Genomic DNA, 25,432 nt, shown 5'->3' with positions numbered 1-25,432 from the left:
TTTGCCACTAATTCCACAAATTAGCACGAATTTTTTCAAATAGAATACACACAATAATTAGTGTAAATTCGTGCAATTTGTGGCGAAAAATAAAACAAACAAAAACAATAAAATACAATACCAATGACTTTTTCAGAAGCAGCTATTCAAGACTTAGTAAAAGAACATTACGGATTAACCGTAACCGTAAAGGCATTAAATGGATATGATGAACTAAATTTTCTTTTATCGAATGACAAAAATGAAAAGTACATTCTAAAAGTATCAAATGAGAGTCACTCATTTCCTTTTTTAGAAGCTCAGGTTGAAATCATAAAACACTTAACGAGAAGCAATATCTCTAATTGCTTTCAGCATTTTTGCATTAATAATCAAGGCGGTGAATTAACTAAAATAGTACTTGACGATCATACTTATTATATACGAATTCTAAACTTTTTAGAGGGTGTTTTTTGGGTAGATGAAAAGGCTAAAACAACTGAATTACATTATAATTTAGGTTCTTTTTTAGGGAATATGGACAATGCTTTAAAGGATTTTTCACATCCTGCAATGCATCGCAATTACACTTGGGACATTAGTCATGCGAGTGAAGCTGGAGATAACTTAAAACACATTCTAAATCACGAAAAAAGGCGTATTGCAGGTTATTTTCTACTTCAATTTGACACAGAAGTTCTGCCTCAAATACATCGCTTGAGACATGCTTATATACACAACGATGCCAACGACTACAATGTATTAGTGCAAGGTAATCGTGTAAGTGGTTTAATTGATTTTGGCGATATGGTCTACACCGCTCTTATCAATAATCTAGCTATCGCTTGTACTTATGCCATGCTCGATGAAGAAGATCCGATCGCTGTTGCGGCATCAATTGTTCAGGGGTATCATGAAGCATATAAACTTACGGAACAGGAATTAGATTTATTGTATTATTTAATAGCTGGAAGACTTTGCATCAGCGTTACACAATCTGCTTACAATGCTTCGTTAGACAGTAATAATGAACATCATTTTATTACTGAAAAACCAGCTTGGGATTTATTGTATAAGTTAATTCAAATTAATCCAATCAAAGCACAAGATGCTTTTAGAAAAGCTTGTGGTTTTGAAGGATTAATAAATGATACGGATTATAGCGATTTACTTGAAGTTCGTAAAAAGAAAATTGGTCGAAACCTAAGCATTGGTTACAAAGACAAATTAAAAATTGTCAAAGGCGCACTGCAATATTTGTATGATGACAAAGGAAAAACCTTTGTAGATTGTGTAAACAATCCATCGCATGTTGGACATTGCCACCCAGTTGTAGTTAGAAAAATGCAAAAACAAATTGCGACTTTAAACACAAATACACGTTATTTAAATGATGCAATAACAGAATATGCAGAAAAACTTACTGCTACATTACCTGAAAAATTAAGTGTTTGTTATTTTGTAAACTCTGGCAGCGAAGCAAATGATTTGGCTATTAGAATGAGCCGTCATTATACCAAACAAAAAGATATTATTGTACTAGATCATGCGTATCACGGAACCTCAACTGTGGCAATGGAAATGAGTCCGTATAAATTTGACAGCAAAGGCGGTTTTGGTCAAATGCCATGGATTCACAAAGCAATCAATCCCGATTTATATCGAGGTCCTTTTAAATATGGCGATGAAAAAGCAGGCGAAAAATATGCTGCTGACGTACAACGAATTATCGAAGATTTAAAGAAAGAAGATAAAGCACCTGCTGTATTTATTTGTGAAACTTTATTGGGAGTCGGAGGACAAATTCCGTTACCAGAAAACTATCTCAAAACAGCTTACGAATATGTCAGAGCTGTTGGAGGTGTTTGCATCGCCGATGAAGTTCAAGTAGGATTTGGAAGAATCGGAGATCATTTCTGGGGATTTGAATTACAAAATGTAGTTCCGGATATTGTAGTTTTAGGGAAACCAATTGGCAACGGACATCCACTCGCAGCAGTAATTGTAACAGAGGAAATCGCAGATTCTTTTAATAACGGATTAGAGTATTTTAACACCTTTGGAGGAAATCCAGTTTCTATGACAACAGGATTAGCGGTTTTAGATGTTATTCAGGAAGAAGAAATGCAGCAGCATGCACTTGAAGTAGGAAATCATTTGATGAACGGTCTTAAAACTTTGATGGCAAAATACTCAATAATAAGTGATGTTCGAGGACACGGATTATTCATTGGCGCCGAAATGGTAAAAGACAGAACAACAATGGAGCCTGCCGTTCCTGAAATAGATATTGTAGTTGAAAAAATGAAAGCAAATGGCTTTTTACTCAGTACAGACGGTCCTTTGCATAATGTTTTAAAAATAAAACCACCTATGACATTCAGCAAACAAAATGCTGATGAAATGGTGCGATTACTTGACATTGCATTAAGCGAATTGTAAAAAATATTTAACACATAATCCTGAAACTCTAATTGAGTTTCAGGATTATGTGTTAAAAAACAGCAAAAACAAACAAAGACTATTCCTGACTTTTTATCCGAATAACCTTGGATAAGGCAATCTTCTATATAATTACTGTATTAAAATGAATAACAATAATATCCTTTCCAAGAATTCTATTAATCTTGAAAGTTTAGAAAAGCAATTAGAAGGTAAATTATTTTACGATCATACCATGCGTCTGCTTTATGCTACTGATGCAAGCGCTTACAAAGAAATGCCTTTGGCCGTTGCAGTTCCAAAAACGAAAGAAGATATTCAGAAAATCATTGCCTTTGCAAGAGAAAATAAAAGCAGCATAATACCGCGTGCTGCCGGAACCTCACTTGCTGGTCAAGTGGTTGGAAATGGAATTATAGTTGATATTTCGCAGGAATTTACCAAAATCATTTCCGTTGATCCAATTGAAAAAACGGCTTGGGTAGAACCCGGAGTAATTCGTGATGAATTAAATCTTCATTTAAAATCATATAAACTGTTCTTTGGACCTGAAACTTCTACCAGTAATCGCTGCATGATTGGCGGTATGGTTGGCAATAATGCCTGCGGTGCACGATCTGTTGTTTATGGTTCTACTCGTGAACATCTACTTGAAGTTAAAGGCTTTCTGGCTGATGGCTGCGAGGTTACTTTTGGTGCTTTGACAAATGCCGAATTCGAAGACAAATGCAACGGAATTAATATCGTAAGTCCTCTCGAACAAGCCATTTATCTTCAAGCTAAAGATCTTTTATCATTAGAAACCAACAGAATATTATTCGAGGATAATTTTCCTAAAAAAACAATCCCGAGAAGAAATACGGGTTATGCTTTAGATTTATTGGCAGATTCTATGCCTTTTGGAGATTCAGACGAAAAGTTCAATTTTTGTAAATTAATTGCAGGATCTGAAGGAACTTTATTTTTTTCTACAGCCATAAAATTAAATTTAGTTGAAGCACTAAAACCTCACGCCGCTTTAGTCTGCATACATTTTGACAGCATTAATGAATCATTAAAAGCCAATATTGAAGCCTTAAAATTCAATCCAGACAGCGTTGAGTTAATCGATCATTATATTCTAGAATGTACAAAAGAAAACATTGAGCAAAGCAAAAATCGCTTTTTTGTAAAAGGCGATCCGCAAGCGATTTTAGCAGTCGAATTTTTACGTGATACTCAAGAAGAAATTGACGCTGTTGCGATAGAAATGGAAGCTTTGATGCGCTCTAAAAATCTTGGATATCATTTTCCAATCGTTTACGGAGAAGACACTAATAAAGTATGGGCTTTAAGAAAAGCTGGATTAGGTTTATTATCAAATATTCCCGGCGATGCCAAAGCTGTTGCTGTAATTGAAGATACGGCCGTCGATGTAAACGATTTACCAGATTTTATTGAAGATTTCAATGCAGTTTTAAAAGAAAGAAATTTAAACTGTGTGCATTATGCTCACGCCGCAACGGGCGAATTGCACCTGCGCCCTATTATCGATTTAAAAACAGAGGAAGGCACAGCAATTTTTAGAACTATCGCAACAGACATTGCACATTTAGTTAAAAAATATAAAGGTTCTTTGAGCGGCGAACACGGTGACGGAAGACTTCGAGGAGAATTTATTCCGCTTATGCTGGGTGACGAAATCTATCAAATGTTTGTTCAAATAAAAGAAGTTTGGGATCCTTGGGGTGTTTTTAATCCTGGTAAAATTGTAAATACGCCGCCTATGGATACCAGTTTAAGATATACAGCTGGTCAAGAAACACCAATGCCTGAAACTTATTTTGACTTTTCTGAGCACAACGGAATTTTGCGTGCAGCTGAAATGTGCAATGGTTCTGGAGACTGCCGAAAAACCGAAAAAAGCGGCGGTACAATGTGCCCAAGCTATATGGCAACTCGCGACGAAAAACACACAACACGTGCAAGGGCAAACATTTTAAGAGAAACGATAACGAATTCGAAGAAAGAAAACAAATTTGATGACGAAGGTCTTCTTGAAGTTCTCGATTTATGCTTAAGCTGTAAAGGTTGTAAATCTGAATGCCCGTCGAATGTTGATATGGCAAAACTAAAAGCCGAAACATTACAACACTATCACGATAAAAACGGTATTAAATTCCGTTCGAAATTGATTGGAAATACACCCAAAATAAATCATTTGTTTGCAGCAGTACCTTGGATTTACAATTTATCGACCAAAGGTGTTTTAGGAAATATTATAAAAAAAGCATCGGGTTTTGCAGTGGAGAGAAAATTGCCTTCAATGCATAAAATCACTTTTGAAAAATGGATGAAAAACTATACTCAAAAAGGCGATTTTACAAATGGTAAAGTGTATTTGTACAATGATGAATTTTTGAATTATTATGACGTTAAAATTGGTCAAACGGCTGTTAAACTTTTAAATCGTTTAGGTTATCAAGTGGAAATTCCGAAAATCGGCATCAGCGGTAGAACCTATCTTTCTAAAGGAATGTTGAAAGAAGCACGAGAAATAGTGGAACAAAATATTCTTGATTTTGAAAAAAGCATACCTAAAGATGGAATTTTAATTGGAATAGAACCTTCGGGAATTTTATCTTTTCGAGATGAATATCCCGATTTATGTCGCGGCGATTTAAAAGAAAAAGCAAAATTAGCGGCTTCAAAAACCTTTTTATTTGAAGAATTTTTAGCTTCAGAACTAGACAAAGGTCGTATTTCATCAGCCAGTTTTACTGATAAAATAGAACGTGTGCGTATGCATGGACATTGTTTTCAGAAAGCTTTATCCTCATTAGTACCGTTAAAGAAAATTTTAATGCTTCCAAAAAACTATACCGTTTTAAACATTCCGAGTGGATGCTGCGGTATGGCGGGTTCTTTTGGTTATGAAAAAGAGCATTATGATATATCTATGAAAATAGGAGAACTGGTTTTGTTTCCAACAATTCGTTCAGAAGAACAGGCTGCATTAATTTCGGCATCAGGAACAAGCTGCAGGCATCAAATTGCAGATGGTACAGGTCGTAAAGCACAACATCCGGTAGAAATATTGTTTGAGGCATTAAAATAGATTCTTTTTAAACTCGTTGAGTATATTTATTTTTTAAATATCTTTATGTTAAGATTACAGCTTTTACAAGAAAATGAATCTTTTTTAATGATCTAAAAAGTAATAATTTTGAGCACGACAGAATTTTTAACAAGACTTGCTGCCGCCACTTTAGCGGGATTAATTATAGGTTTTGAAAGACAATGGCATCATAAAGAAACGGGATTAAAAACGAATACACTGGTGGCAATAGGAGCCGCAACTTTTGTATTATTATCTATAAAAGTTGCAGATACTGCCTTAAATGTTGATGTAACTCGTATAACAGCTCAGGTTGTTATGGGCGTTGGTTTTCTAGGTGCAGGAGTCATTTTTAGAGAAGGCGATAATGTACATGGCTTAAACTCGGCCGCTACAATATGGTGCAGTGCCGCAATTGGCTGTATTGCTGCTTCTGGTTATTTTGCCGAAGCTTTAATTTGTACACTTATTGTTATCATTATCAACACCGCCATTGAACCAATCGAAAGATGGTTGAAAAACAGGAAGTAATATTCTCCTTTTAATTTTACCCTAATTCTTGAATTTTTCGCTCTTTACGATTTGGGCGATCAATTCTGCATCTGACAAACTGAGGAAGAAAACAAATTAGAAGATGTTTTCGTTTCCATCGATAGCATTTTAAAAAAAATACCATCGCCGTAAATAAAAATACGGCTGAACCAACTGCTGCCTGAAAAGGATATAAAAGCAGATTGTTTTGAGGAATAATCATTGGAACCAAAGCAATAGCACAAGCTGGAGCAAATGGTTTTCTGGTGATTTCAAAAAGAACAAAAAGGCATAAAAACAATAGCGTTACTGTAAACATCAGCGACAAGCCAAGTAGTGTATGCACATAATACTGAAAAATAGTTCCTAAAAAAGCGGCGATTACAACAACCAAATAAACCTGCAGCGGACGATTTCTAAATCCTGATGATGATGAGCTGAACTCTATAAACATAACTACTAATGGTGGAACTATGTAATACAATTGATTATTTAAAACCGGAATCGCCGCGATAAGCAGTAATCCAAAAAGTAATTTGATCCAATGCTGAAGTGTATATTTGTATTTTCCTTTCTTTAGATCAATTATAACCGCCTTACGCAGTCCGTTTTTCTCCAAAAACCATTGTCCAAAAACTACCAAAAGGCTCATTACAAATACAGAAATTGGATAAATAAAAGATTCCGTTCCTAATAACACAGGCAGCATCGCAGCAGATGTTATGGGTATTAAAGTAGTTCGTGTTACAACAAGACATGCCGAAGTAAAAACAAATGAAATGGCAATGTTTACTAAAAGTGGAAATGGAGAAAAACGAACCAGTAAAATTCCAAAAAAAGCACAAACAGTCATCAACACTATTAACATTGGTCTGCTGACTGTCCATATTTTTTTATCGATAACCCAAAATCCCAGCACCAATGCTGCCATTTCGGGAAACAAAATTTCCTTTTCACCCAGCCATTCTGAAATGCCGACCATCAAAACAATCATGATGAACGCAAACAAATATCTAATTAACTTATGTTTGTTCATTTTTTTAATCTTTCAGAAGCTTTTTAGCAGAATCAGAAGCAACAATCAAACCGCCGGCCATCATAATAATATCTTTTACAACTAATCGACCAGCTCCTGATAAATAAGGAAAACCAAATTGCGGAGTTGGCAGATCGCCTCCCAAATTAGGAACCCAAGTTTCTGGAGTTGTAATTAAAAAAGTAAGAGTTACCAATGCCATACCTGCAGTAAGCAATCCGCCGATAAGTCCCAAACGATTATTAAAAATCCCCAAAAAAGTCAACGCACCAATAATAACAATAGCAGTTCCCAAAGCATACGAAAAACTATACGTTCCGTTTTGATGATTCCATTCAATATTCTTTTGAACCATCTCCCCTTCTTTATTTTTATGTTCTTTATATTCTTGCGGATTATTATAAAAGAAACTCATCAAAGGGCTGTTGGCTACAAAAGGAACGATTCCGTCAGCCTCATATTGAAAAGCTTTAAGTCCGCCAATCCACACCATAACGATAAGAATAGCGATTCGCATAAAATTGATAAACTGCCCTTGTAATTTTGATAAAATGATTAAGATTTTCATAGTCTAAGTATTTAGACACAAAATTAAGAAGAGTCAATTTAGACCACAATGGACAAATATGGCTATTGTCTGGACAAATCTGCTACGATAGATATTCCAACATTTTCACGAAAAGCAGTTGGCGTAATTCCAGTATGTTTTTTAAAGTAACGGCTAAAATAATTCTCATCATCAAAATTCAATTCAGCCGCAATTTCTTTCATACTCTTATAAGTCAGATGAATTAACTTTTTAGATTCAAGTATTACTCTTTCATGAATTAATGTTGACGGTGTTTTTAAGAAATACTGCTTGCAGATCTTCGAAAAATTATTGGGAGAAATCCCCATTTTTGCAGCATAAAAAGAAGGCTGCCTTTCTTTATGAAAATTATTTTCCAGCAGCTCCTTAAAATTCATCAACGGATGATGTGCATTCTTTTCTGCTTCGATGCTGTTATCTTTAGATTTAATTTTACTGCATAATGCCAAAATCAGTTGTAAATACGCTTTTACAACTGCTGCAGCGTAAGTATTCGACTCTTGAAGCTCGATTATCATTTTTCTCAAGATGGAATCAATTTCGGCAAAGTCTTCTTCTTTAAGATTTATAAAAGTCTGCTGATAAATATTATTAAACAAAAGTCCATTGCAGGCGACTTCTTTTTTATGATATTCAATACAGTAAAAATCACCGTGAAACTGCAGTTTTCTAACTTTAATTGGAGATTTTACATTAAAATAAACCATTTGGTATGGCGTTGAAAACAGTACAATTTTGCCATTAAAAGAGTACTCGACTAAATCTACACTTACTTTCCCGCTGCCTTCAAATAAAAATATCGTGTAAAGCGGCGAACTGCCCAAATGATTAATATCATCTATACTGCATTCCTGCACTGAACAACCTTTTTGATTATTTTCTTTATCTTTCATTGATGATTTATTCTGTAAATTCTATTTGCTTTTTTAAGCAGTACTCAAAGTTAGAGTATTATTTTGGGGAACTGACTTTTAAAGACTATAAAAGAATAGCTCGATCAATGCTGTTTTTTAAAATTTCTTGTCATAGATTAAGTCTACTAGGTTTTATACTTACTAATTTTACAATACTAAAAAAAATCAATTATGGAATATACGGTTATAAACAACGAAAAAGACAAACGTTTTGAGATTCACGTAGATGGACATATGGCGTTTGAACAATACAAATTATTTGATGGCGGTATTGCTTATATTCATACTGAGGTTCCGCCAGAATTATCTGGACGAGGATTAGCGGCATATATAGCAAAATATGTTTTGGATTATGCAGAAGAAAATCATCTTAAGGTAAAACCGTATTGTCCTTACATAAAGGCTTACATCGACAAACATCCAGAATATCAAGCTAATTCATTGTTTCATAATAAAGAATTATAAAACTGATAAAACAAAAAAAGACTGCCCAAGCGAGCAGTCTTTTTATATATAATATTAAATGGCTTATTAAGCCATAAACAGTGCATGTTTATTATAATTGTACAAAACCTTATCATAAGGCACATAAAGTGAAGTTATCTTTTCTGATGCTTCATTAAACTTGATTCCGTTATGTTTTCTAAACAAGTAAATTTCTTTCAAGCAATTCGACAGACTTTGATGAATTGAAGTAGTAAAAGTAGGCAGTTTATTATCTCCTATTAATAAATCAATCTGATAATTGGAGCTGCTTTTTGACAAGTTGTTACCAATAATTCTTATTGTAAAAGTAGTCGCTTTTCCGTGTTGTTCACCTTGATATTGTAATACCATAATTTTATAATTAAAAAGGTTATATGTTTTTCTCTTTACTCATATTTAAAGTTATGAAAAAAAATGAATGTTTTAAAAACTAACATCAAATTTATTTGACAAAATTAAAACAATAAAAATAACTGCAATGCCTTTTAACAATTCATAAACTCAAAAAATTAAATAAAAAAAACCGTAAAGAATTACGGTTTTTCGGCAATTAACTAAATATATTTAATCAACTTTTTTCAACGAGTAAAATTCATTCATAAGCACGATTAATTTGCGATAATATTTTCGGGTATTTTTTCTTCAATTAAATCTAATAAAAATGGATTTCCATCTTCATCAAACATTGTCATATTCAACGAATCCAGCAAGGTTAGTTTTTTTGAAACAGCTCCTTTAAATTTATTGTAGGAAAGATTCATCTCTGATAAGTTTTTTAATTTTCCCAGTTCTTCGGGAATTTCGCCGTCAAAACTGTTATTAAATAAACTTAGGTTTTGCAGAGCATTTAAATTCAATATCTCTTTACTTAAGTTTCCAGAGAATTTATTACTGTTTAAAAGCAGTACTTTTAAGGTTGTAATTGTATATATTGAGCTAGGAAGTTGTCCTTCAATTTCATTGTCAAACAATGAAAGTATTTCTAACTTTTTTAAATTCCCAAAATTTAAAGGTAATTGGCCTGATATTTTATTAGATGAAATATCTAGAACTTCAAGTTCTTTAAAACCGCTGACAGCATTTGGCAATGTTCCCACCAATTTATTTTTATGAAGATCAATTCTTTCTAAATTGACTAAATCAAAAAACTCAAGAGGTAATTCTCCCTGCAGATTATTGTCTGGCAGATTAAGTCCTGCTACTTTTCCATTTTCTATTTCAACACCATACCAAGTTGAAATAGAAAGCGATAGATCCCATTTTATCTTCCATTGGGAGCCATTTGTAGCATGATAAAATTTTAGTAACGCCTCTTTCTCTTTATCTGAAACAGTATCTGCAAAAGTATTTAGAGAAAAAACAAACGCTAAAAAAAGAGTGGTTAAGCTTTTCATAACTAATTTTGGGGAATTAGATTTTTCTATTATCAAAATTAGGCAATTACTAGACATAAAGCATATATTGTCGATAAAGTGTTAATAAATAAAAACCATGTGTTATTTTTACTACTTTTTTAACTTTTAGCAACATAATCATTTTTTTAACTATTTTTGAATCAACTAATTCTAAAAACCTCATAATATGGAAATTCACTTCTCTGCGCTTTTATTAGCCGCAATTGTCACGTTGGTAGTTGGTTTTATTTGGTACCATCCTAAAGTATTTGGTACAATTTGGATGAAAGAAAATAATTTTACCGAAGATGATCTTAAAACTGGAAATATGCTCAAAATATTTGGGTTTACTTATATTTTTTCTTTGATGATTACGGTAATATTAATGGGATTAACCATTCATCAATCTGGAGCTGTCGGAATGGTTGGCGGTCCGCCTTTGATTGATGCTGCAAAACCATCATTTAAAGCTTTTATGGCCGATTATGGCACAGCATATCGCACCTTTAAACATGGTGCACTTCATGGATTTATGTCGGGTTTATTTTTTGCACTTCCAATTGTTGGAATTAATGGACTATTCGAAAGAAAGTCTTGGAAATATATTTTTATTCATGCTGGTTATTGGATGGTTACACTTGCTTTAATGGGCGGTATTATCTGCGGATTTGCATAAATAACAAAGAACTAACCCGTTTGAAAAATTAAATTCAAACGGGCTTTTCTTAATAATTACTTAAAGGAATTGAGTTTTTATAAAAATTATCTAATTTTGAACAAATTAGCACTCTCTTTTGAATACAACTTATTCTTTTCAAATCTACAACAGCGCTTCGTTACTGCCTTTAGAATGGAACTCGCTGGCTGATAATAACATCTTTTTGACACGGGAATATCTCGAGATACTCGAAAATTCTTCTCCTGTAAATATGATCTGTCATTTTATTGGAATTTTTGATAAAGAAACTCTTTTAGGAATTGCATTAACTCAGTTTTTATTTGCCGAAAAGCTGGAATCTTTTGGTGAACGTGATCAATGCTTGAAAACTTCTGTGCGTAATTTTGCTTTCAAAAACTTTGCATCACATGTTTTATTTGTTGGCAACAATATGCTGACAGGTCAAAATGCCTTTGCTTTTAGTCCAAATATAAAAGAAGCAAAAGCAATTAAAACACTTCATAAAGCAATTACACAGCTCAAAAAAGATTTAAAATCACAAGGTAAAAAAGTACATATTACGAGTATAAAAGATTTTACTGCAAAAGAAATTGAGCCTTTGCAAGCTGAATTTAAAAACAATTATACTTTTTCGACTCAGCCCAATATGGTTTTTGAAATCAATAGAAATTGGAAAACCGAACAAGACTATATCGACGCTTTGTCAAAAAAATATCGAGATCAGTACAAACGGGCACGAAAAAAATCTGAAGGAATTGAAAAGAAAAAAATGTCACTTTCTGATATTCGAAAATATGAAGATGTTATTTACGAGTTGTATTTTCATGTGGCCAAAAATGCGCCTTTTAATACTTTTTTCTTAGCTCGAAATCATTTTAGCTTTTTTAAAGAAATCATGAAAGATGATTTTTTGCTTTATGGTTATTTTCTAGATGAAAAACTAATTGGTTTTAACACATTGATAAAGAATGGAGCTGTAATGGATACTTATTTTTTAGGATATGATGAAAGTATTCAACGCGAAAAAATGCTTTATTTAAATATGCTTTACGATATGATTGCGTATTCAATTAATCAAGGTTTTTCATCAATTGTATTTGCTCGAACTGCTCTTGAAATTAAAAGTTCTGTGGGCGCGAAACCAGTAAAAATGTATGGCTTAATTACGCACAGCAATACATTAATCAATCACAATATTGGGAGATTCTTTAATTACCTGGAACCTAAAACGGAATGGCAGGAACGAAATCCTTTTAAATAGTCACGTAAAACTTTGGTAAAAGCTTAAATTCAAAGTTCGTTTGCGCATTTTTGTCATTTCGACGCAGGAAACTCGCGCGATAGCGAACAGGCGAAGCAAATCTCCGCGAGTAACTCCGCAACGAAAAACCAATCTTTATAGCGTTTCTTACGAAGATTTCTCTCCCGAAGCCTCGGGATCGAAATGACAATGATTGTGGTAATTTAGTATAAAACTAAAATTCTATTTTCACTTACGGAATTGCTATTTTCATCTGCTTATGCAAAATATGAACTTCTAGATTAGTCTGTGCTCCACAATATTCACCATCAATTTGAAAATTAACTGGATAATCTGTTTTTATAGTTGCTTTATCTGTTGAAATAATAACAATATCATCAGAGTCAATTGGCATATTCCCTGTAATGATTTTTCCGATCAACAATAAATCGAGACTTTTTAAAATTACTAATTCAAATTTTCCGTCATTCATTGCACCATTCGGATTAATAACTACTCCTGTTCCATACTTTTGTGAATTGGCAATTACAAGCATTCTTGCCGTATGCTCAACTTCTTCATTATTCGCCAAAATAGTTGCAATAAAAGGTTCCTCTGATTCTTTTAGAGCCGAAAACGCCTGCAAAGCATATCCCCAAAAACCTCGTAAATCACTTTGCTCATAGTTTTTTACCAAATTGGCATTTAAACCAAGGTCACTTAAATGAATACTTTTTTTACCGTTTATACAAATCATATCCATCTCGATATAATCATGTAAAAATGCAATTCTAAGATTCTCCTCTATACTTGAAGGTAAGTTCAAATCGACCGAAAGACCATTTGCAGAACCTGCTGGCAGAATCCCAAGAATTATATCGTATTGCTCCATTGCTTCAGCTACCATTTTAATAGTTCCGTCGCCTCCCGCAATGATAATTCGCTCTGGATTATATTGATTGTATAATGTTTGTATCTCTTTTAGATCATTTTTTCCTGTAGTTTCATAAACCCTCAAATCAAAATGATTTACTGCTGCAAATTCTCTAACAGCATCGATCAAATCTGTTTTATCAAGATCTCCAGAAATAGGATTTACAACAAATAGTATATTCTTTTTCAAAATTTTATTTTTAAAACCAATTAAAATAATTAATTTACAGTACTCTATAAAAGTACGGAATTAATGAAACCAATTTTACAATTATATCGAGGTTATGCCAATGAAGAAGAATTAATTGTAATGGGGCATGTCTTTAAAAGAACTTACGACTACGATTTTCAGAAAAAAAACTTCAAAAATGCCAGCTCGATTATCAATCAGTTTAGGATAAAAACACTTGAAAATTTTGATGTTTATTTAAAGTATGGCAATCAAGAGATTCATACAAAAACGCTTGAAGATGGTTATTTTAAATTTTGCATTCCGCTTGAAAAAGAAACGCATTTTGGATGGATCGAATACGAAGTGAGCATAAAATATGACTCGGAAATTATTGTATCTAAAGCAAATTTCATTAGACCGCACAAAGGAAATTTAGGAATAATATCTGATATTGATGATACTTTTTTGATTTCACATACTCAGAATATCTTTCGAAAAATATATATTCTACTTTTTAAAAATGTAAACGACCGCAGAGTATTCAAAGATGTTGTATCGCATTATCAAGCTTTAAGTTCTGCTGGACGTCATAATACTGAGGGCGAAAATGCCTTTTTCTTTATCTCGAGCAGCGAATGGAATTTGTACCGATTTATTGTGAAATTTGCCAAAATACACCATTTACCGAGAGCTGTAATTCTGTTAAAAGATATTAAAAGGAGTCTTACTGACTTTTTTATGAGCGGACGCGGTAATCATGATCATAAATTTGACAAGATAAAACACGTTTTAGAATTCTATCCGAACCTTAAATATGTATTATTGGGTGACGATTCGCAGCAGGATCCTGTTTTATATGAGCGAATTTGTAAAATTTTCCCCGTTACTGTAGTTGCTGTTTACATAAGACAAACTGGTAAATCACAGAAAGGCGAAGTAAAAAAAGTGATGCAAAATTTAGAATCTCTTGATGTTGCCGTTTGCTATTTTAAAGAAAGCAGTGAAGCAATTGCACATTCTAAATCTATTGGAATTATTTAAATAGTTTCAGGTTTAAAGTTTCAGGTTCTGTAACGTGAAACTTTAAACTTGAAACAACTCTATATTAAGCATTAAAATTGTCGATCTCTTCCTGAACGATCTCCCAATCTAAAAGCAATTGGTCAAGATCTTGTTTCTTTTTATTATAAGCGGTAAAAAATGAAGCATCTTCGATATGTTTGTCATAATTAGAAGCCAGCATTTTATCGTCATGCTGAATGTCTTTTTCTAACTGTTTGATTTGACTTTCGACTTTACTTAAACGGTTTTGAAGCGCTTTTCCTTTTTTCTGATCTTCGTAAGAAGTTTTATTATTTTCTTTTGGAGCTGCTGTTTTTACAACATCTTTTTTCTCGACTTCACGCATGTTTTCTAAATTACGCTGTTCTAAGAAAAAATTAATATCTCCTAAATATTCTCTGATTTTTTGATCTTTGAATTCATAAACAATATTCGACATTCCCTGCAAGAAATCCCTGTCGTGAGAAACTAACAATAAAGTGCCACCAAATTTTTGAAGTGCCGCCTTTAAAACGTTTTTAGATTTAATATCTAAGTGGTTTGTAGGCTCATCCATCAACAACACATTGATTGGCTGTAATAATAGTTTACAAAGTGCCAAACGGTTACGTTCTCCTCCAGAAAGCACTTTTACTTTTTTCTCAACATCGTCTCCACGGAACAAAAACGAACCCAACATATCACGAACTTTAGAGCGATTTGTATCTGTCGCCGCATCTTCCATTGTTTGAAGCAAAGTAATTTCGCCATCTAAGTATTCAGCTTGATTCTGTGCAAAATAACCTAGTTGTACATTATGTCCTAATTTGATATTTCCTTGGTACTCGAATTCATTAACCAATGCTTTAATGAAAGTCGACTTTCCTTGTCCGTTTTGGCCGACAAAAGCAATTTTACTGCCTCGTTCTACTAATAAACTAATATCTTTTAAAATGGTTTTATCGCCGTAACTTTTTGTTACATCTTCAGCTTCAATAACAACTTTTCCAGGTTCTTTTGAAACTGGAAATGAGATGTTCATTACTGAATTATCATCTTCATCAACTTCGATTCTTTCAACTTTATCTAACTTTTTAATCAACGATTGCGCCATTGAAGCTTTTGAGGCTTTTGCACGGAATTTCTCGATTAATTTTTCTGTTTCTTCAATTTTCTTCGCCTGATTTTTTTGCGTTGCCAATTGCTTTTCGCGAATTTCATGACGTAATTCTAAATATTGAGAATAAGGTTTATTAAAGTCGTATGCTTTTCCTAAAGAGATTTCGATTGTACGGTTTGTAACATTATCAAGGAACATTTTATCGTGGGATACAATTACTACAACTCCAGGATAATTACGAAGGAAATTCTCTAACCAAATGATACTTTCGATATCTAAGTGGTTGGTTGGCTCATCCAGAAGCAATACATCGTTAGCCTGCAAAAGTAATTTTGCTAATTCGATACGCATTCTCCAACCTCCAGAAAATGTTTCGGTTTGATTATTGAATACTTCTCTTTTAAAACCTAAACCTAAAAGAATTTTCTCTGTATCTCCAACATAATTATAACCTCCTAAAAGATCAAAACGATGCGTGTAATCAGATAAATCTTCGATGATCTGGCTGTATTCCTCACTTTCATAATCAGTTCTTGTAACTAATTGATGATTGATTTCTTCCAACTTCTTCTCTACAACTTTAATATCGGTAAAAGCTTCATACGCTTCTTCAAGTACGGTTCTTCCTTGCTCAAAATCAATATCCTGACGCAGAAATCCCATTCTGATATCTTTCTCTTGAGAGATAACTCCCGAGTCAGGAGCAAAATCTCTTGCTAACATTTTTAGCATTGTCGATTTACCTGCTCCGTTTTTACCAACAAGACCAACTCGGTCGCCGGCACCTAAACGAAAAGTAACTTCTTCAAATAAATATGTTCCTCCAAAAGAAACCGAAAGATTGTGTATATTAAGCATAATTTGTGACTATTGTTGCAAGCAGTATTGGTACAAAAATGTACCTTTGTTTTAAATTTTTTGCAAATGTTAAAAAAAGGATCCAAACTAAATAGTATTTTAACAGGAAGTTGTCCAAAATGTCAAAATGAGAGCATGTATTCAGACAAAAATCCGCTTCATTTGACTAATGTTCTAAAAATGAACGAGAATTGCAGCCATTGCGGTTTCAAATATCAAATAGAACCTTCATTTTTTTATGGCGCAATGTATGTTAGTTATGGTTTAAATGTTGCCGTAGGAATTGCTGCTTTTATTGTTTCTTTTGTATTTTTTGGAGCCAATATAGAGCAGTCTTTTATAGCGATAGTTATTACACTAATTCTATTATTTCCGTTTGTTTTACGACTTTCCAGAAATTTATACATTAACATGTTTGTTTCTTATGATCCAGAAACAAATCGAAAATAACCTATTTTCTCTTTTTATAAAATCGCTGAATATCTATTGTAGGATCTAATGGTTTTTTGTTTTCAATAAAATCAAATAAATCTTTAGCCATCGCAGGACCTAACATTACACCGCGTGTACCCAGACCATTTAACAAATGAAGCGATTGATGTTTGTCATGTGTTCCTATAATGGGACGCCTGTCACGAACAGTTGGACGAACACCTCCAAAATGAGAAACAATTTCGAAATCACAATTGATAATTTCCTTAATTCGTTCCACTAATTCTGTTTTGCCTTCTTCCGTTGGCAGATCCGTTTTGTCTTTCCAATTATAAGTTGCTCCTACTTTATATAAATGATCGCCTAAAGGCAGAATAAAGACACTGGTGTTTACAATTACATCTAAATCAAGTTCTGGTGCTTTTATAATCAAAAGCTCTCCTTTAGTGCCATCCAAAGGCAATTCTTGAAAAAAAGGATTTGCATGAAGTCCAAAACCTTCTGCAAAAATTACATTTTTTGCTTGATGCTCTTTGTATTGAACTGAATTATCATTAATTATTAGTTTTGAGTAATCAAAAGATTCTTGCAGCAAGAAATCATTTTCTAAAAGATATTCTTTGTATTTATCTAATAAAAGAGAAGTATCAACATAACCAGTATGCAAAACTTCGCCGTAATCAAAGGGAGAATCTATGCCAAAATATTTTGTAAAGATTAAATTCGTTGAAAGAAATGGTGCTAAAAGAGGCTTATCTGAAGCTGCAAACCAATTGTTTTGCTCTTCTATCGAGAAAAATTTCCTTAGAATCGGCAGTTTAAAATTAAATTTCGCTTTTAGTTTAGTCTCAATATGATTATAAAAATCTTCCATTAATACTAACTGCTCCTCCGCCTTCCAAACCTCGCTAAAACGCTTCAAAATAACTGGATTATACAATCCTCCCGCAACTCGAGATGAATTTTGAGAGTTATCACTAATTACTAAAATAGACTTGTTGTTTCTAAGTGCAATCTCTGCAAATGAAATTCCTGCCAAACCAGATCCAACGATAATATAATCAAACATGTTGTTGTATAGATAAGATAAAAAAAACTCTTACTACAAAGATAGTAAGAGTTTCGTTTAATAATTTAATATTAGAAAATTAGTAGTTCCACATATCTTCTTCGAAATTTCGTATTTTCTCTTTTACTCTTTCAGACTCTAATAATTGTTCTTGAGCATTATTTTTCATGTAATCTTTAATTTCACGATCACCATACATATTTTCTTCTTTATAAATTATAGAATTAAAACGTCTAGAATTTAAAACCTGATCAAATGAAATTGGTGCCGCCGAGTTTTTATCATTAAAAGCTTTTGCTTGATTTAGAACATCTCGAGCATTTGGAAAAAACACCCAGAACAATTCGATATAATCTTTTTCGTCGCTATTCATAGTATAAACATCTGGAGTTACAGGACAAATTCCAAGTAAGCGATACTTCAATTCACTCTGACGTTTATCAAAATACCAATACCCTTTAATCTTGTACTGTGTAACATCAGCAGCGGTAAGATCTTGCTTTAAGATATATTCCGCAGGAACAGTTCTTGTTGGACCAATTGTTTGATCTACATACGAAACAACTTTCTTTTTACCAGTACCAGTAACAACTTTTTTCTTTACGACACGTGATTTATAATCATCCGGATACTGATTAATAAGTTCTCTACCTGCGTCTGTAGTATCAACGCGAGTCAAAGAGCCTTCAATGTCTTTCATTGACTTTTTGGTATTAAAATAACTATCAGAATACACTTCTGTTATTTTACCTTGTCTGATCGCTTTTGTCAAAACATCATAAAGTGAACGTCTTTCTGGACCAATGTTTGCAGTATCTACAGGAAAATAAAATGGAAAATTGATTTTTTCATTCAAATCAATAATCTCCCATGTTGTTTTGCCCATCAATACATCACGATCATCTACGTAACCGTAAGATAATGGTTTATCATTATCTGAAATCAACCTTCCGGGAGATTTTTGCCCAATTTGAGCAACTGTCTTAGCATTAAGCAAATTTGATTGTGCGTTTGAAGCAAAGCTTCCCACAATAAAAACAAACACCATTAAAAATCTTGTTACTCTCATCATAATTTAATTATAAGACGTTATAACGCAAAAATACGAAGTTTGTTGTTATTTTTCCTACAACTCGTTAAAAAATTATTTCATCCTCAAAAAAGGCAGAATTTAAAGAGGCATAAATAGTAGTTAAAATAAAAAAACTCTTACTACAAAGGTAGTAAGAGTTTTTCTTAAAATTTAATATAGACACTTAATAGTTCCACATATCTTGCTCGAAGTTACGAATCTTCTCTTTTACTCTTTCAGATTCTAACAATTGATTTTGAGCATTATCCTTCATATAGTCACTGATTGCTCTGTCTCCATATAAGTTCTCCTCTTTGTAAACAACTGCGTTAAAACGACGAGAATTTAGTATCTGATCAAATGAAATTGGCAATGCCGAATTGTTATCATTGAAAGCTTTTGCTTCATGCAGCGCTTCACGAGCATTCGGGAAGAAAACCCAGAATAATTCGATATAATCCTTTTCGTCACTGTTCATTGTATAAACGTCTGGCGTTACAGGACAAATTCCAAGTAAACGATACTTCAATTCACTTTGACGTTTGTCAAAATACCAGTATCCTTTAATCTTGTATTGCGTAACATCAGCAGCAGTTAAATCTTGTTTCAAAATATATTCTGCAGGTACAGATCTTGTTGGACCAACTGTTTCGTCTACATAAGAAACAACTTTTTTCTTACCAGTACCAGTAACAACTTTTTTCTTAACGACACGTGTTTTATAATCATCTGGATATTGGTTGATTAATTCTCTACCAGCATCTGTTGTATCAATACGAGACAATGCACCTTCGATGTCTTTCATAGACTTTTTAGTATTGAAATAACTATCGCTGTACACTTCAGTTATTTTACCTTTTTTGATAGCTTTCGTCAAAACGTCGTAAAGCGAACGTCTATCTGAACCAATATTAGCTGTATCTATAGGAAAGTATAATGGAAAATTGATTTTTTCATTTAAATCAATAATTTCCCAAGTAGTTTTTCCCATCAAAACATCTCTATCGTCCACATAACCATAAGCTAATGGCTTATCGTTATCAGAGATAAGCTGAGCAGGAGTTTTAAGTCCAATTTGGGCTGGTGTTTTCGCGTTAAGCAAATTAGATTGCGCATTAGAAGTTAAACCTCCAGCGATAGAAACAATAGCTATTAAAAAATTTCTTACTTTCATCGTGGTATCATTATAAGATATTGAATGTAGTTTTCACTACTTATATTATTGTATTTCGTAAATTACCGGAGCAGTTCTTGGCAATAAATAACTACCAGCTCCAACAAGTTTAGTTTTAATTTCAGAAATAGTAACTTGGTCTCCTTTACCAGCTCTAGAAAGAACTTGTTTACATTGAGCATTTAATCTGTTTCCGCTTACAACAACCGTAGGCTGTCCAGCAATTTTCATATTAAATCCTACAACATCTAAACCAACTTCAAAATCAAAATCAAGTAATTTAGCTCCAATAGTAGCAATTTCTAAGTTAGATTTAGGTCCTTTTACAACACCCATCTCACCTCTAATTGTTCCCGTTGGACCAGGAATACCCTTAATTCTGAAGACCTTTCTGTCAGATGCAGATTTACCATCTGGCAATTTAGCTGTAACATTAATTGTAACTTCTGTTCCTTGACCAGGACTCATTTGATACTTTCCATTTCCAACCTTAGTCAACCCTGGAGCTGAAGCTGAAATATCTTTATCTGAAACTCCTGCAAAAGAGATAGTCATTGGATTAACAACACCTCTATAAACCACATTCATTTTATCAGCAGAAATTGTAGCTGAATTTGGTCTTGGTACTACAACATATTTTCCTTCAAATTTAAGCGGAATAGTTTTTCCATCTTCTAAGAAAGTAAATTGTCCATTAATGTTTTGTTCACCTATTGCTCCAGCTGTCATCGAAATAATCGCCTGTCCGTTAGCATCAATTTTTCCAGGTCCAGTAAATGATGTTGGTTTTGTATTTTCATCATAACGACCTAAAACAACTTTACCTGTTACAGGATCTCCTTGAAAATAGGCATTTTTATCTAAAACAACGATTGCTTTATAGTTGCTGTAAGACGCTGCTGCAACAGCTGCTTTTCCTAAAGCACTGTTATAAACATCAGCTTCTACTTTTTGAACGTCATTCTGCCATGCTGAAAGTTTAGCTGCAGATGCAATTGCAGGAAATCCTTTGAAGTGGTATGCTAAATATTTCTCTTTAATACCGTCTTTATTTTTTACATCAGAAACGTCGAATTTTTTCTCCACTTCCGAAATAATTGCAGCGTATTTTTTATCTGATCCTAAAGCTGCTTTAATGTCTGATTTATATTTTTCTATTTTAGAGATAATTTCTGTACCTTTTTTAGTGTACCCGTCTCCTGTAAACCAGTCGTCGATATTATCACCTCTGTCCATAGACTCATAAGGCATTTTTCCAGTTGCCTTATCAACTTCAAAACCTTTAACGGCCTGCGCTTTAAGAGTACCTATATAACCATAAAATTCTTTTGAAATTGCTTCTACTTTGTGAGCTGTTTCTGCAGCTACAGCAAATTCTCCTTTTGCTTCAGCTGCTTTTTGATCTAAAGCAGTTAATAAACTTGCATTTGTTTCAATTGAACTTGTATTTGCACCTTCAAATTTTTCGTTCATCAAACCAAAAGCAGATATAACTTCTTTTGATACGTTCATTGCTAACATTGCGATGAAAACCAGATACATCAGGTTAATCATCTTCTGTCTAGGGGTTAATTTTCCTCCTGCCATTTTTTCTAATTAGTTCTTATTAATAAATTTAATATAATAGTCAAAAACTAATTATCCTTTGTTACTCATTGCAGAAAGCATACCACCATAAACACTGTTTAATGAAGCAATGTTTGCAGTCATAGATTGCATTTGTTCTTTTAATTTAGAAGCATTTTCAGCGATTTCGCTGTTTGCTTGTGCGTTTCTTGAAGCACTTTCTAATTGTACTTTATATAAACTGTTTAATGATTCCATTTGAGCAGCAGCCATAGACATTTCTTCTGCATATTTCTTTTGTCCTGCGATAGAATCAACTGTTGGAGAAATTGCTTTTGCAGCTCCTTCAAAGTTTTTAATGCTGTTTCCTAAGCTTGACATTAACTCACCGTCAATTTTAGCTTCTTTCAACATTGCATCTAATTTTTGAGATAGTAATCCTTGGGCATCAGTTGGAGTTTCTACTTTCTCAGCTTTCTTTCTCGCTTGACCATTAGCTAATTCAGGATAAACAAGAGTCCAGTCTAGTTCATCTTCAACTGGTTCAAAAGCAGATAATGCAAAAATTATTGCTTCAGTAACCAATCCAATTGAAAGCATAACAGTTCCTGTTAATGGTCCCAATTCAAAGTGAGTAATTTTGAATAAAGCTCCAATAATTACTACTGCCGCTCCCATACCATAAGCGAAATTCATTGCTTTTTTACTTAATAATGCCATAATTCTTTTTTTTAGGTTTTAATTTAAATAGATTCGATTTGGATTTGTATTGATTTTAATTGTAATATACTATTTCTTTTTACCGGTTCCGTTTCCAGTTACTTGAGTTCCCATGTAATCTTGTACAGTTCTGAAACCAATATAACTTCTTGCTGAATCAGCGTATTCGTGATCACGTGTACTTACCTGTAGGAAATAAGCAACGTCTTTCCATGAACCACCACGAACAACTTTTCTTTGATTGTTTCCATCAATTACGTTAGGGTTCATTGTAGAAACATATTCGTATGCATTTGGATTATAAGCTGAATCTGTCCACTCTGAAACGTTTCCTGCCATATTGTATAATCCGTAACCATTAGGATCGTATGATTTTGCTTCAACTGTGTATAAAGCTTCGTCAGCTGCATAATCTCCTCTGTTAGGTTTAAAGTTTGCTAAGAAACAACCTCTATCACTTTTAGTATAAGGACCTCCCCAAGGGTAAGTTGCAGACTCAAGACCTCCTCTAGCAGCATATTCCCATTCTGCCTCTGTTGGCAATCTGAATGCATTAACTAAATCACGTCCTTTTTTCTTTGATTTGATGTAACCGTTTTTGTTTAGTGTTCTCCAAGCACAAAATGCTTTAGCTTGTTTCCAAGTTACACCAACTACTGGATAATCACCATAAGCTTTATGCCAGAAATAATCGTTATGCATTGGCTCATTGTATGAATAAGCGAAATCTTTAATCCAAACTGTTGTATCTGGATAAACGCTTACCTGCTCTGTTTTAACAAAGTCTTTTCTTTTTCCAACTTTAGCTTTTGCCGCAGCTTGAATATCCATCCAAGAATAACGGAATTTCAATTTATTTACATCAATTGTTCTTAAACCATTATATGATTCTTCAATAGGCAAATACATAGAATCCATTACCTCAGCATAATACTCGTCTGGATAAGCTTTTGTATCTTTTATTAACTTAATTTTTTTGTTTAATTTTCTACCAGCATACGGATCATCTTTTGTTCCTACACTATAATAATTATCATACATATATTTATCATAAGCAGTCATTTTATCCGGCTCAGAATCATTAAATGCATAATCAGCGATGCTTCCGCCTTTACTGCCTTTACCACCAGTACTTTTTTGACCAGTTTCATCAGCTAAAATAGCCAAACGAACTCTCATTGTAGAATCTTTTACCCATTCTACAAATTGACGATACTCACTGTTAGTAATCTCAGTTTCATCCATATAGAATGAACGAACCGTTACTGATTTAGTTGGAGCATCTTCTACATTAGCTAAATCAGCATCTGATTTACCCATAATAAAAGATCCACCCGGAACCAATGTCATTCCGTAAGGCTTTTCAGGATGCCATTTCCCTCCTGTAACACCAACCAACTCACCTTTGTCTCCTGACTTACCACAGCCAATTACTAGTGTTAACATTGCTGTAAATGCAATAAACTTCTTCATATAAATTTGGGATTATCTATTCATTATTATAGTTCGTAAACGTATTTATTATTTATCTAAAAAACAATACTACTCGCGAAATTTATTTTATCGTTCAAAAATAATGTTAAATAAAATAAAAAAAAAATATTTTATCGACAAACTAACCGAAAAAATCGACGTAAAACACGTTTTTTTACCATATATAAACCTTATCTTACTAAAAAATATTCTGCAATATTTTGTAATTCAAAAAAATTAAGAATTCTATTGAATTTTCGTTCTATAAAGCATTTTTTCGCTGTGCTTTCCACCATCTTTCTGGCAATTCTTGGTTGCAAGCACTCAAATATTCTTCATACGAACATGGTAATAACGTATTTCTTTTCAGTTTATTGCTGCCATTTGTTTCAAACGGAATTTCTATCCACCATCTGTCCGTTTTATCACTTTTATAGAAAACCAACTCTTCTTCTTCTAAAGGCACAATATACTTTAAGTAATTTGTTCTGCTGCCAAACGGATACTCTTTTGAACGATAATGATATCCTTCAATAAAATACCAAACAATTTGTGCGATAATAGGCGATTCCTGCGCTGTACTATTATGATTAAAAATTCCAAATGAAGAAACTTTATCACTAATTCCGGCATATCTAGCCAAAGCACAAATTTCTTTTCCGTTAAAACCATTTGGCTCAAAAGTAACAACATTACCTGAAGCAGAAGACTTGACAGAATTTAGATCAATACTCACTAAATCAGCATCTCTAAACACAGGTTCGGCCAGCGTAATTTTATTAGAGATTTCACCTAAACGATAAGAATCAAAAAACAACTTCTCAATTAAATCAATTTCTTCTTGTGAATTATAATACGTTTGATAACCAATATTACAGTAGTTAAAAAGGTTATTTGGTGCGTCAATAATAATCTTAGTCAGATAAGAATTAGCTGAAACAAGCTCATTTTCTTTACCAAAATCAAATCTATTATCTACAGAAACCAAATTCACCATTTGCTCTAAATCATCATAAGCACGATATAAAGCATAGGTCAAATCTTGTGAACCTCCAAGGACTATAGGAATCACTTTATTCTTAATTAAAGTCGAAGTAACTTTTTTTACTGCAAAATAAGTATCCTCTACAGAATCACCTGCAAGAATATCTCCAAGGTCAGCTATAGAAGCATCCCAATTACCAGGAAACATTCCGTACAGTTTTTTACGAACCGCTGTAAGATTCACTTCATTTATCATATTGATATTTCGGCGGTCCTCAAGAACGCCGACAATAGCAATATTAATTTTATCAATATCTGGAAATTGATCCTGTGTATGCAACACAATTTTACTGCCGAGTTCTTGTGAAGACAATGAACTTATGAAATTTACTATGCTTTCATTTAACGGTTGTAGAAAATCAAATTCCATT

Annotated in this window: 22 protein-coding genes; 8 read left to right on the top strand and 14 right to left on the bottom strand. The window is 33.2% G+C overall.

The window, feature by feature from the left end; genetic code table 11:
- The first annotated feature begins 123 nt into the window (after window positions 1-123).
- From B0A81_RS12205 to B0A81_RS12195, 3 genes are all read left to right on the top strand, one after another.
- The gene (locus B0A81_RS12205; RefSeq protein WP_089058286.1) at window positions 124-2,421 is read left to right on the top strand and encodes an aminotransferase class III-fold pyridoxal phosphate-dependent enzyme; all 2,298 of its coding nucleotides are present in this window, start codon (window positions 124-126) and stop codon (window positions 2,419-2,421) included.
- A gap of 145 nt (window positions 2,422-2,566) precedes the next feature.
- Window positions 2,567-5,518, top strand: a complete 2,952-nt coding sequence (locus tag B0A81_RS12200) for an FAD-binding and (Fe-S)-binding domain-containing protein (RefSeq protein WP_089058285.1) — start codon at window positions 2,567-2,569, stop codon at window positions 5,516-5,518.
- Window positions 5,519-5,626: 108 nt separating this feature from the next.
- Entirely contained in the window at window positions 5,627-6,049 is a 423-nt protein-coding gene (locus B0A81_RS12195) for an MgtC/SapB family protein (protein WP_089058284.1), read from the top strand.
- 16 nt (window positions 6,050-6,065) lie between these two features.
- Here B0A81_RS12195 and B0A81_RS12190 read toward each other — a convergent pair whose 3' ends face one another.
- The 3 genes from B0A81_RS12190 to B0A81_RS12180 form a co-directional block, all read right to left on the bottom strand.
- Complete coding sequence (locus B0A81_RS12190; protein WP_123922178.1) at window positions 6,066-7,085, bottom strand: HPP family protein; 1,020 nt, start codon at window positions 7,083-7,085, stop codon at window positions 6,066-6,068.
- A gap of 4 nt (window positions 7,086-7,089) precedes the next feature.
- Window positions 7,090-7,653 carry a reactive chlorine resistance membrane protein RclC gene (gene rclC / locus B0A81_RS12185; RefSeq protein ID WP_089058282.1) on the bottom strand — a complete coding sequence of 188 codons (564 nt, stop codon included), beginning with the start codon at window positions 7,651-7,653 and terminating at the stop codon, window positions 7,090-7,092.
- 62 nt (window positions 7,654-7,715) lie between these two features.
- Window positions 7,716-8,567 carry a helix-turn-helix domain-containing protein gene (locus B0A81_RS12180; RefSeq protein ID WP_089058281.1) on the bottom strand — a complete coding sequence of 284 codons (852 nt, stop codon included), beginning with the start codon at window positions 8,565-8,567 and terminating at the stop codon, window positions 7,716-7,718.
- A 192-nt stretch (window positions 8,568-8,759) separates the two neighbouring features.
- On the opposite strand from B0A81_RS12180, the gene B0A81_RS12175 reads away from it, so the two are divergent.
- Window positions 8,760-9,053 (top strand): GNAT family N-acetyltransferase, encoded by a 294-nt coding sequence (locus B0A81_RS12175; protein ID WP_089058280.1) that lies wholly within the window; start codon window positions 8,760-8,762, stop codon window positions 9,051-9,053.
- 66 nt (window positions 9,054-9,119) lie between these two features.
- Here the strand turns inward: B0A81_RS12175 and B0A81_RS12170 are convergent, their stop codons facing one another.
- Both B0A81_RS12170 and B0A81_RS12165 read right to left on the bottom strand, forming a co-directional pair.
- Window positions 9,120-9,425: a hypothetical protein gene (locus tag B0A81_RS12170; RefSeq protein ID WP_089058279.1), complete on the bottom strand. Its 306-nt coding sequence runs from the start codon at window positions 9,423-9,425 to the stop codon at window positions 9,120-9,122.
- 257 nt (window positions 9,426-9,682) lie between these two features.
- Window positions 9,683-10,468 carry a leucine-rich repeat domain-containing protein gene (locus tag B0A81_RS12165; RefSeq protein ID WP_089058278.1) on the bottom strand — a complete coding sequence of 262 codons (786 nt, stop codon included), beginning with the start codon at window positions 10,466-10,468 and terminating at the stop codon, window positions 9,683-9,685.
- A gap of 187 nt (window positions 10,469-10,655) precedes the next feature.
- On the opposite strand from B0A81_RS12165, the gene B0A81_RS12160 reads away from it, so the two are divergent.
- Window positions 10,656-11,144 carry a DUF1761 domain-containing protein gene (locus B0A81_RS12160; RefSeq protein WP_089053973.1) on the top strand — a complete coding sequence of 163 codons (489 nt, stop codon included), beginning with the start codon at window positions 10,656-10,658 and terminating at the stop codon, window positions 11,142-11,144.
- 118 nt (window positions 11,145-11,262) lie between these two features.
- Window positions 11,263-12,408: a peptidogalycan biosysnthesis protein gene (locus B0A81_RS12155; protein WP_089058277.1), complete on the top strand. Its 1,146-nt coding sequence runs from the start codon at window positions 11,263-11,265 to the stop codon at window positions 12,406-12,408.
- Between the two features lie 232 nt (window positions 12,409-12,640).
- Here the strand turns inward: B0A81_RS12155 and B0A81_RS12150 are convergent, their stop codons facing one another.
- Complete coding sequence (locus tag B0A81_RS12150; RefSeq protein ID WP_089058276.1) at window positions 12,641-13,510, bottom strand: diacylglycerol/lipid kinase family protein; 870 nt, start codon at window positions 13,508-13,510, stop codon at window positions 12,641-12,643.
- 63 nt (window positions 13,511-13,573) lie between these two features.
- Between B0A81_RS12150 and B0A81_RS12145 the strand changes: the two genes are divergently transcribed.
- Complete coding sequence (locus tag B0A81_RS12145; RefSeq protein WP_089058275.1) at window positions 13,574-14,533, top strand: App1 family protein; 960 nt, start codon at window positions 13,574-13,576, stop codon at window positions 14,531-14,533.
- A 64-nt stretch (window positions 14,534-14,597) separates the two neighbouring features.
- Here B0A81_RS12145 and abc-f read toward each other — a convergent pair whose 3' ends face one another.
- Entirely contained in the window at window positions 14,598-16,511 is a 1,914-nt protein-coding gene (gene abc-f / locus B0A81_RS12140; RefSeq protein ID WP_089058274.1) for a ribosomal protection-like ABC-F family protein, read from the bottom strand.
- A 66-nt stretch (window positions 16,512-16,577) separates the two neighbouring features.
- Between abc-f and B0A81_RS12135 the strand changes: the two genes are divergently transcribed.
- Window positions 16,578-16,961 (top strand): DUF983 domain-containing protein, encoded by a 384-nt coding sequence (locus B0A81_RS12135; protein WP_089053978.1) that lies wholly within the window; start codon window positions 16,578-16,580, stop codon window positions 16,959-16,961.
- A 1-nt stretch (window position 16,962) separates the two neighbouring features.
- Here the strand turns inward: B0A81_RS12135 and B0A81_RS12130 are convergent, their stop codons facing one another.
- The 7 genes from B0A81_RS12130 to B0A81_RS12100 form a co-directional block, all read right to left on the bottom strand.
- On the bottom strand, window positions 16,963-18,012 hold the full coding sequence (locus tag B0A81_RS12130) for an NAD(P)/FAD-dependent oxidoreductase (RefSeq protein WP_089058273.1): 1,050 nt from the start codon (window positions 18,010-18,012) through the stop codon (window positions 16,963-16,965).
- Between the two features lie 79 nt (window positions 18,013-18,091).
- Window positions 18,092-19,081, bottom strand: coding sequence for a type IX secretion system ring subunit PorN/GldN (gene porN / locus B0A81_RS12125; RefSeq protein ID WP_089058324.1), 990 nt, complete (start codon window positions 19,079-19,081; stop codon window positions 18,092-18,094).
- Between the two features lie 187 nt (window positions 19,082-19,268).
- Complete coding sequence (gene porN, locus B0A81_RS12120) at window positions 19,269-20,258, bottom strand: type IX secretion system ring subunit PorN/GldN (RefSeq protein ID WP_089053981.1); 990 nt, start codon at window positions 20,256-20,258, stop codon at window positions 19,269-19,271.
- Window positions 20,259-20,303: 45 nt separating this feature from the next.
- Window positions 20,304-21,845 (bottom strand): type IX secretion system motor protein PorM/GldM, encoded by a 1,542-nt coding sequence (gene porM, locus B0A81_RS12115; RefSeq protein WP_089058272.1) that lies wholly within the window; start codon window positions 21,843-21,845, stop codon window positions 20,304-20,306.
- 51 nt (window positions 21,846-21,896) lie between these two features.
- Window positions 21,897-22,544, bottom strand: a complete 648-nt coding sequence (gene porL, locus B0A81_RS12110; RefSeq protein WP_089053983.1) for a type IX secretion system motor protein PorL/GldL — start codon at window positions 22,542-22,544, stop codon at window positions 21,897-21,899.
- Between the two features lie 69 nt (window positions 22,545-22,613).
- The gene (gene porK / locus B0A81_RS12105) at window positions 22,614-24,017 is read right to left on the bottom strand and encodes a T9SS ring complex lipoprotein PorK/GldK (RefSeq protein ID WP_089053984.1); all 1,404 of its coding nucleotides are present in this window, start codon (window positions 24,015-24,017) and stop codon (window positions 22,614-22,616) included.
- A gap of 262 nt (window positions 24,018-24,279) precedes the next feature.
- Window positions 24,280-25,431: a formimidoylglutamase gene (locus B0A81_RS12100; protein WP_089058271.1), complete on the bottom strand. Its 1,152-nt coding sequence runs from the start codon at window positions 25,429-25,431 to the stop codon at window positions 24,280-24,282.
- Window position 25,432: the final 1 nt, after the last annotated feature.

Source organism: Flavobacterium plurextorum, from assembly GCF_002217395.1.
Taxonomy (GTDB): Bacteria; Bacteroidota; Bacteroidia; order Flavobacteriales; family Flavobacteriaceae; genus Flavobacterium; species Flavobacterium plurextorum.
This window is presented reverse-complemented; position numbering and strand designations above follow the sequence as displayed.

Bases quoted from the DNA above. Each gene is read 5' to 3' on its own strand.
- B0A81_RS12205 (WP_089058286.1), top strand. From the start codon at position 124: ATGACTTTTTCAGAAGCAGCTATTCAAGACTTAGTAAAAGAACATTAC.
- B0A81_RS12200 (WP_089058285.1), top strand. From the start codon at position 2,567: ATGAATAACAATAATATCCTTTCCAAGAATTCTATTAATCTTGAAAGT.
- B0A81_RS12190 (WP_123922178.1), bottom strand. From the start codon at position 7,085: ATGAACAAACATAAGTTAATTAGATATTTGTTTGCGTTCATCATGATT.
- rclC (WP_089058282.1), bottom strand. From the start codon at position 7,653: ATGAAAATCTTAATCATTTTATCAAAATTACAAGGGCAGTTTATCAAT.
- B0A81_RS12180 (WP_089058281.1), bottom strand. From the start codon at position 8,567: ATGAAAGATAAAGAAAATAATCAAAAAGGTTGTTCAGTGCAGGAATGC.
- B0A81_RS12175 (WP_089058280.1), top strand. From the start codon at position 8,760: ATGGAATATACGGTTATAAACAACGAAAAAGACAAACGTTTTGAGATT.
- B0A81_RS12170 (WP_089058279.1), bottom strand. From the start codon at position 9,425: ATGGTATTACAATATCAAGGTGAACAACACGGAAAAGCGACTACTTTT.
- B0A81_RS12165 (WP_089058278.1), bottom strand. From the start codon at position 10,468: ATGAAAAGCTTAACCACTCTTTTTTTAGCGTTTGTTTTTTCTCTAAAT.
- B0A81_RS12160 (WP_089053973.1), top strand. From the start codon at position 10,656: ATGGAAATTCACTTCTCTGCGCTTTTATTAGCCGCAATTGTCACGTTG.
- B0A81_RS12145 (WP_089058275.1), top strand. From the start codon at position 13,574: ATGAAACCAATTTTACAATTATATCGAGGTTATGCCAATGAAGAAGAA.
- abc-f (WP_089058274.1), bottom strand. From the start codon at position 16,511: ATGCTTAATATACACAATCTTTCGGTTTCTTTTGGAGGAACATATTTA.
- B0A81_RS12135 (WP_089053978.1), top strand. From the start codon at position 16,578: ATGTTAAAAAAAGGATCCAAACTAAATAGTATTTTAACAGGAAGTTGT.
- B0A81_RS12130 (WP_089058273.1), bottom strand. From the start codon at position 18,012: ATGTTTGATTATATTATCGTTGGATCTGGTTTGGCAGGAATTTCATTT.
- porN (WP_089058324.1), bottom strand. From the start codon at position 19,081: ATGAGAGTAACAAGATTTTTAATGGTGTTTGTTTTTATTGTGGGAAGC.
- porN (WP_089053981.1), bottom strand. From the start codon at position 20,258: ATGAAAGTAAGAAATTTTTTAATAGCTATTGTTTCTATCGCTGGAGGT.
- porM (WP_089058272.1), bottom strand. From the start codon at position 21,845: ATGGCAGGAGGAAAATTAACCCCTAGACAGAAGATGATTAACCTGATG.
- porL (WP_089053983.1), bottom strand. From the start codon at position 22,544: ATGGCATTATTAAGTAAAAAAGCAATGAATTTCGCTTATGGTATGGGA.
- porK (WP_089053984.1), bottom strand. From the start codon at position 24,017: ATGAAGAAGTTTATTGCATTTACAGCAATGTTAACACTAGTAATTGGC.
- B0A81_RS12100 (WP_089058271.1), bottom strand. From the start codon at position 25,431: ATGGAATTTGATTTTCTACAACCGTTAAATGAAAGCATAGTAAATTTC.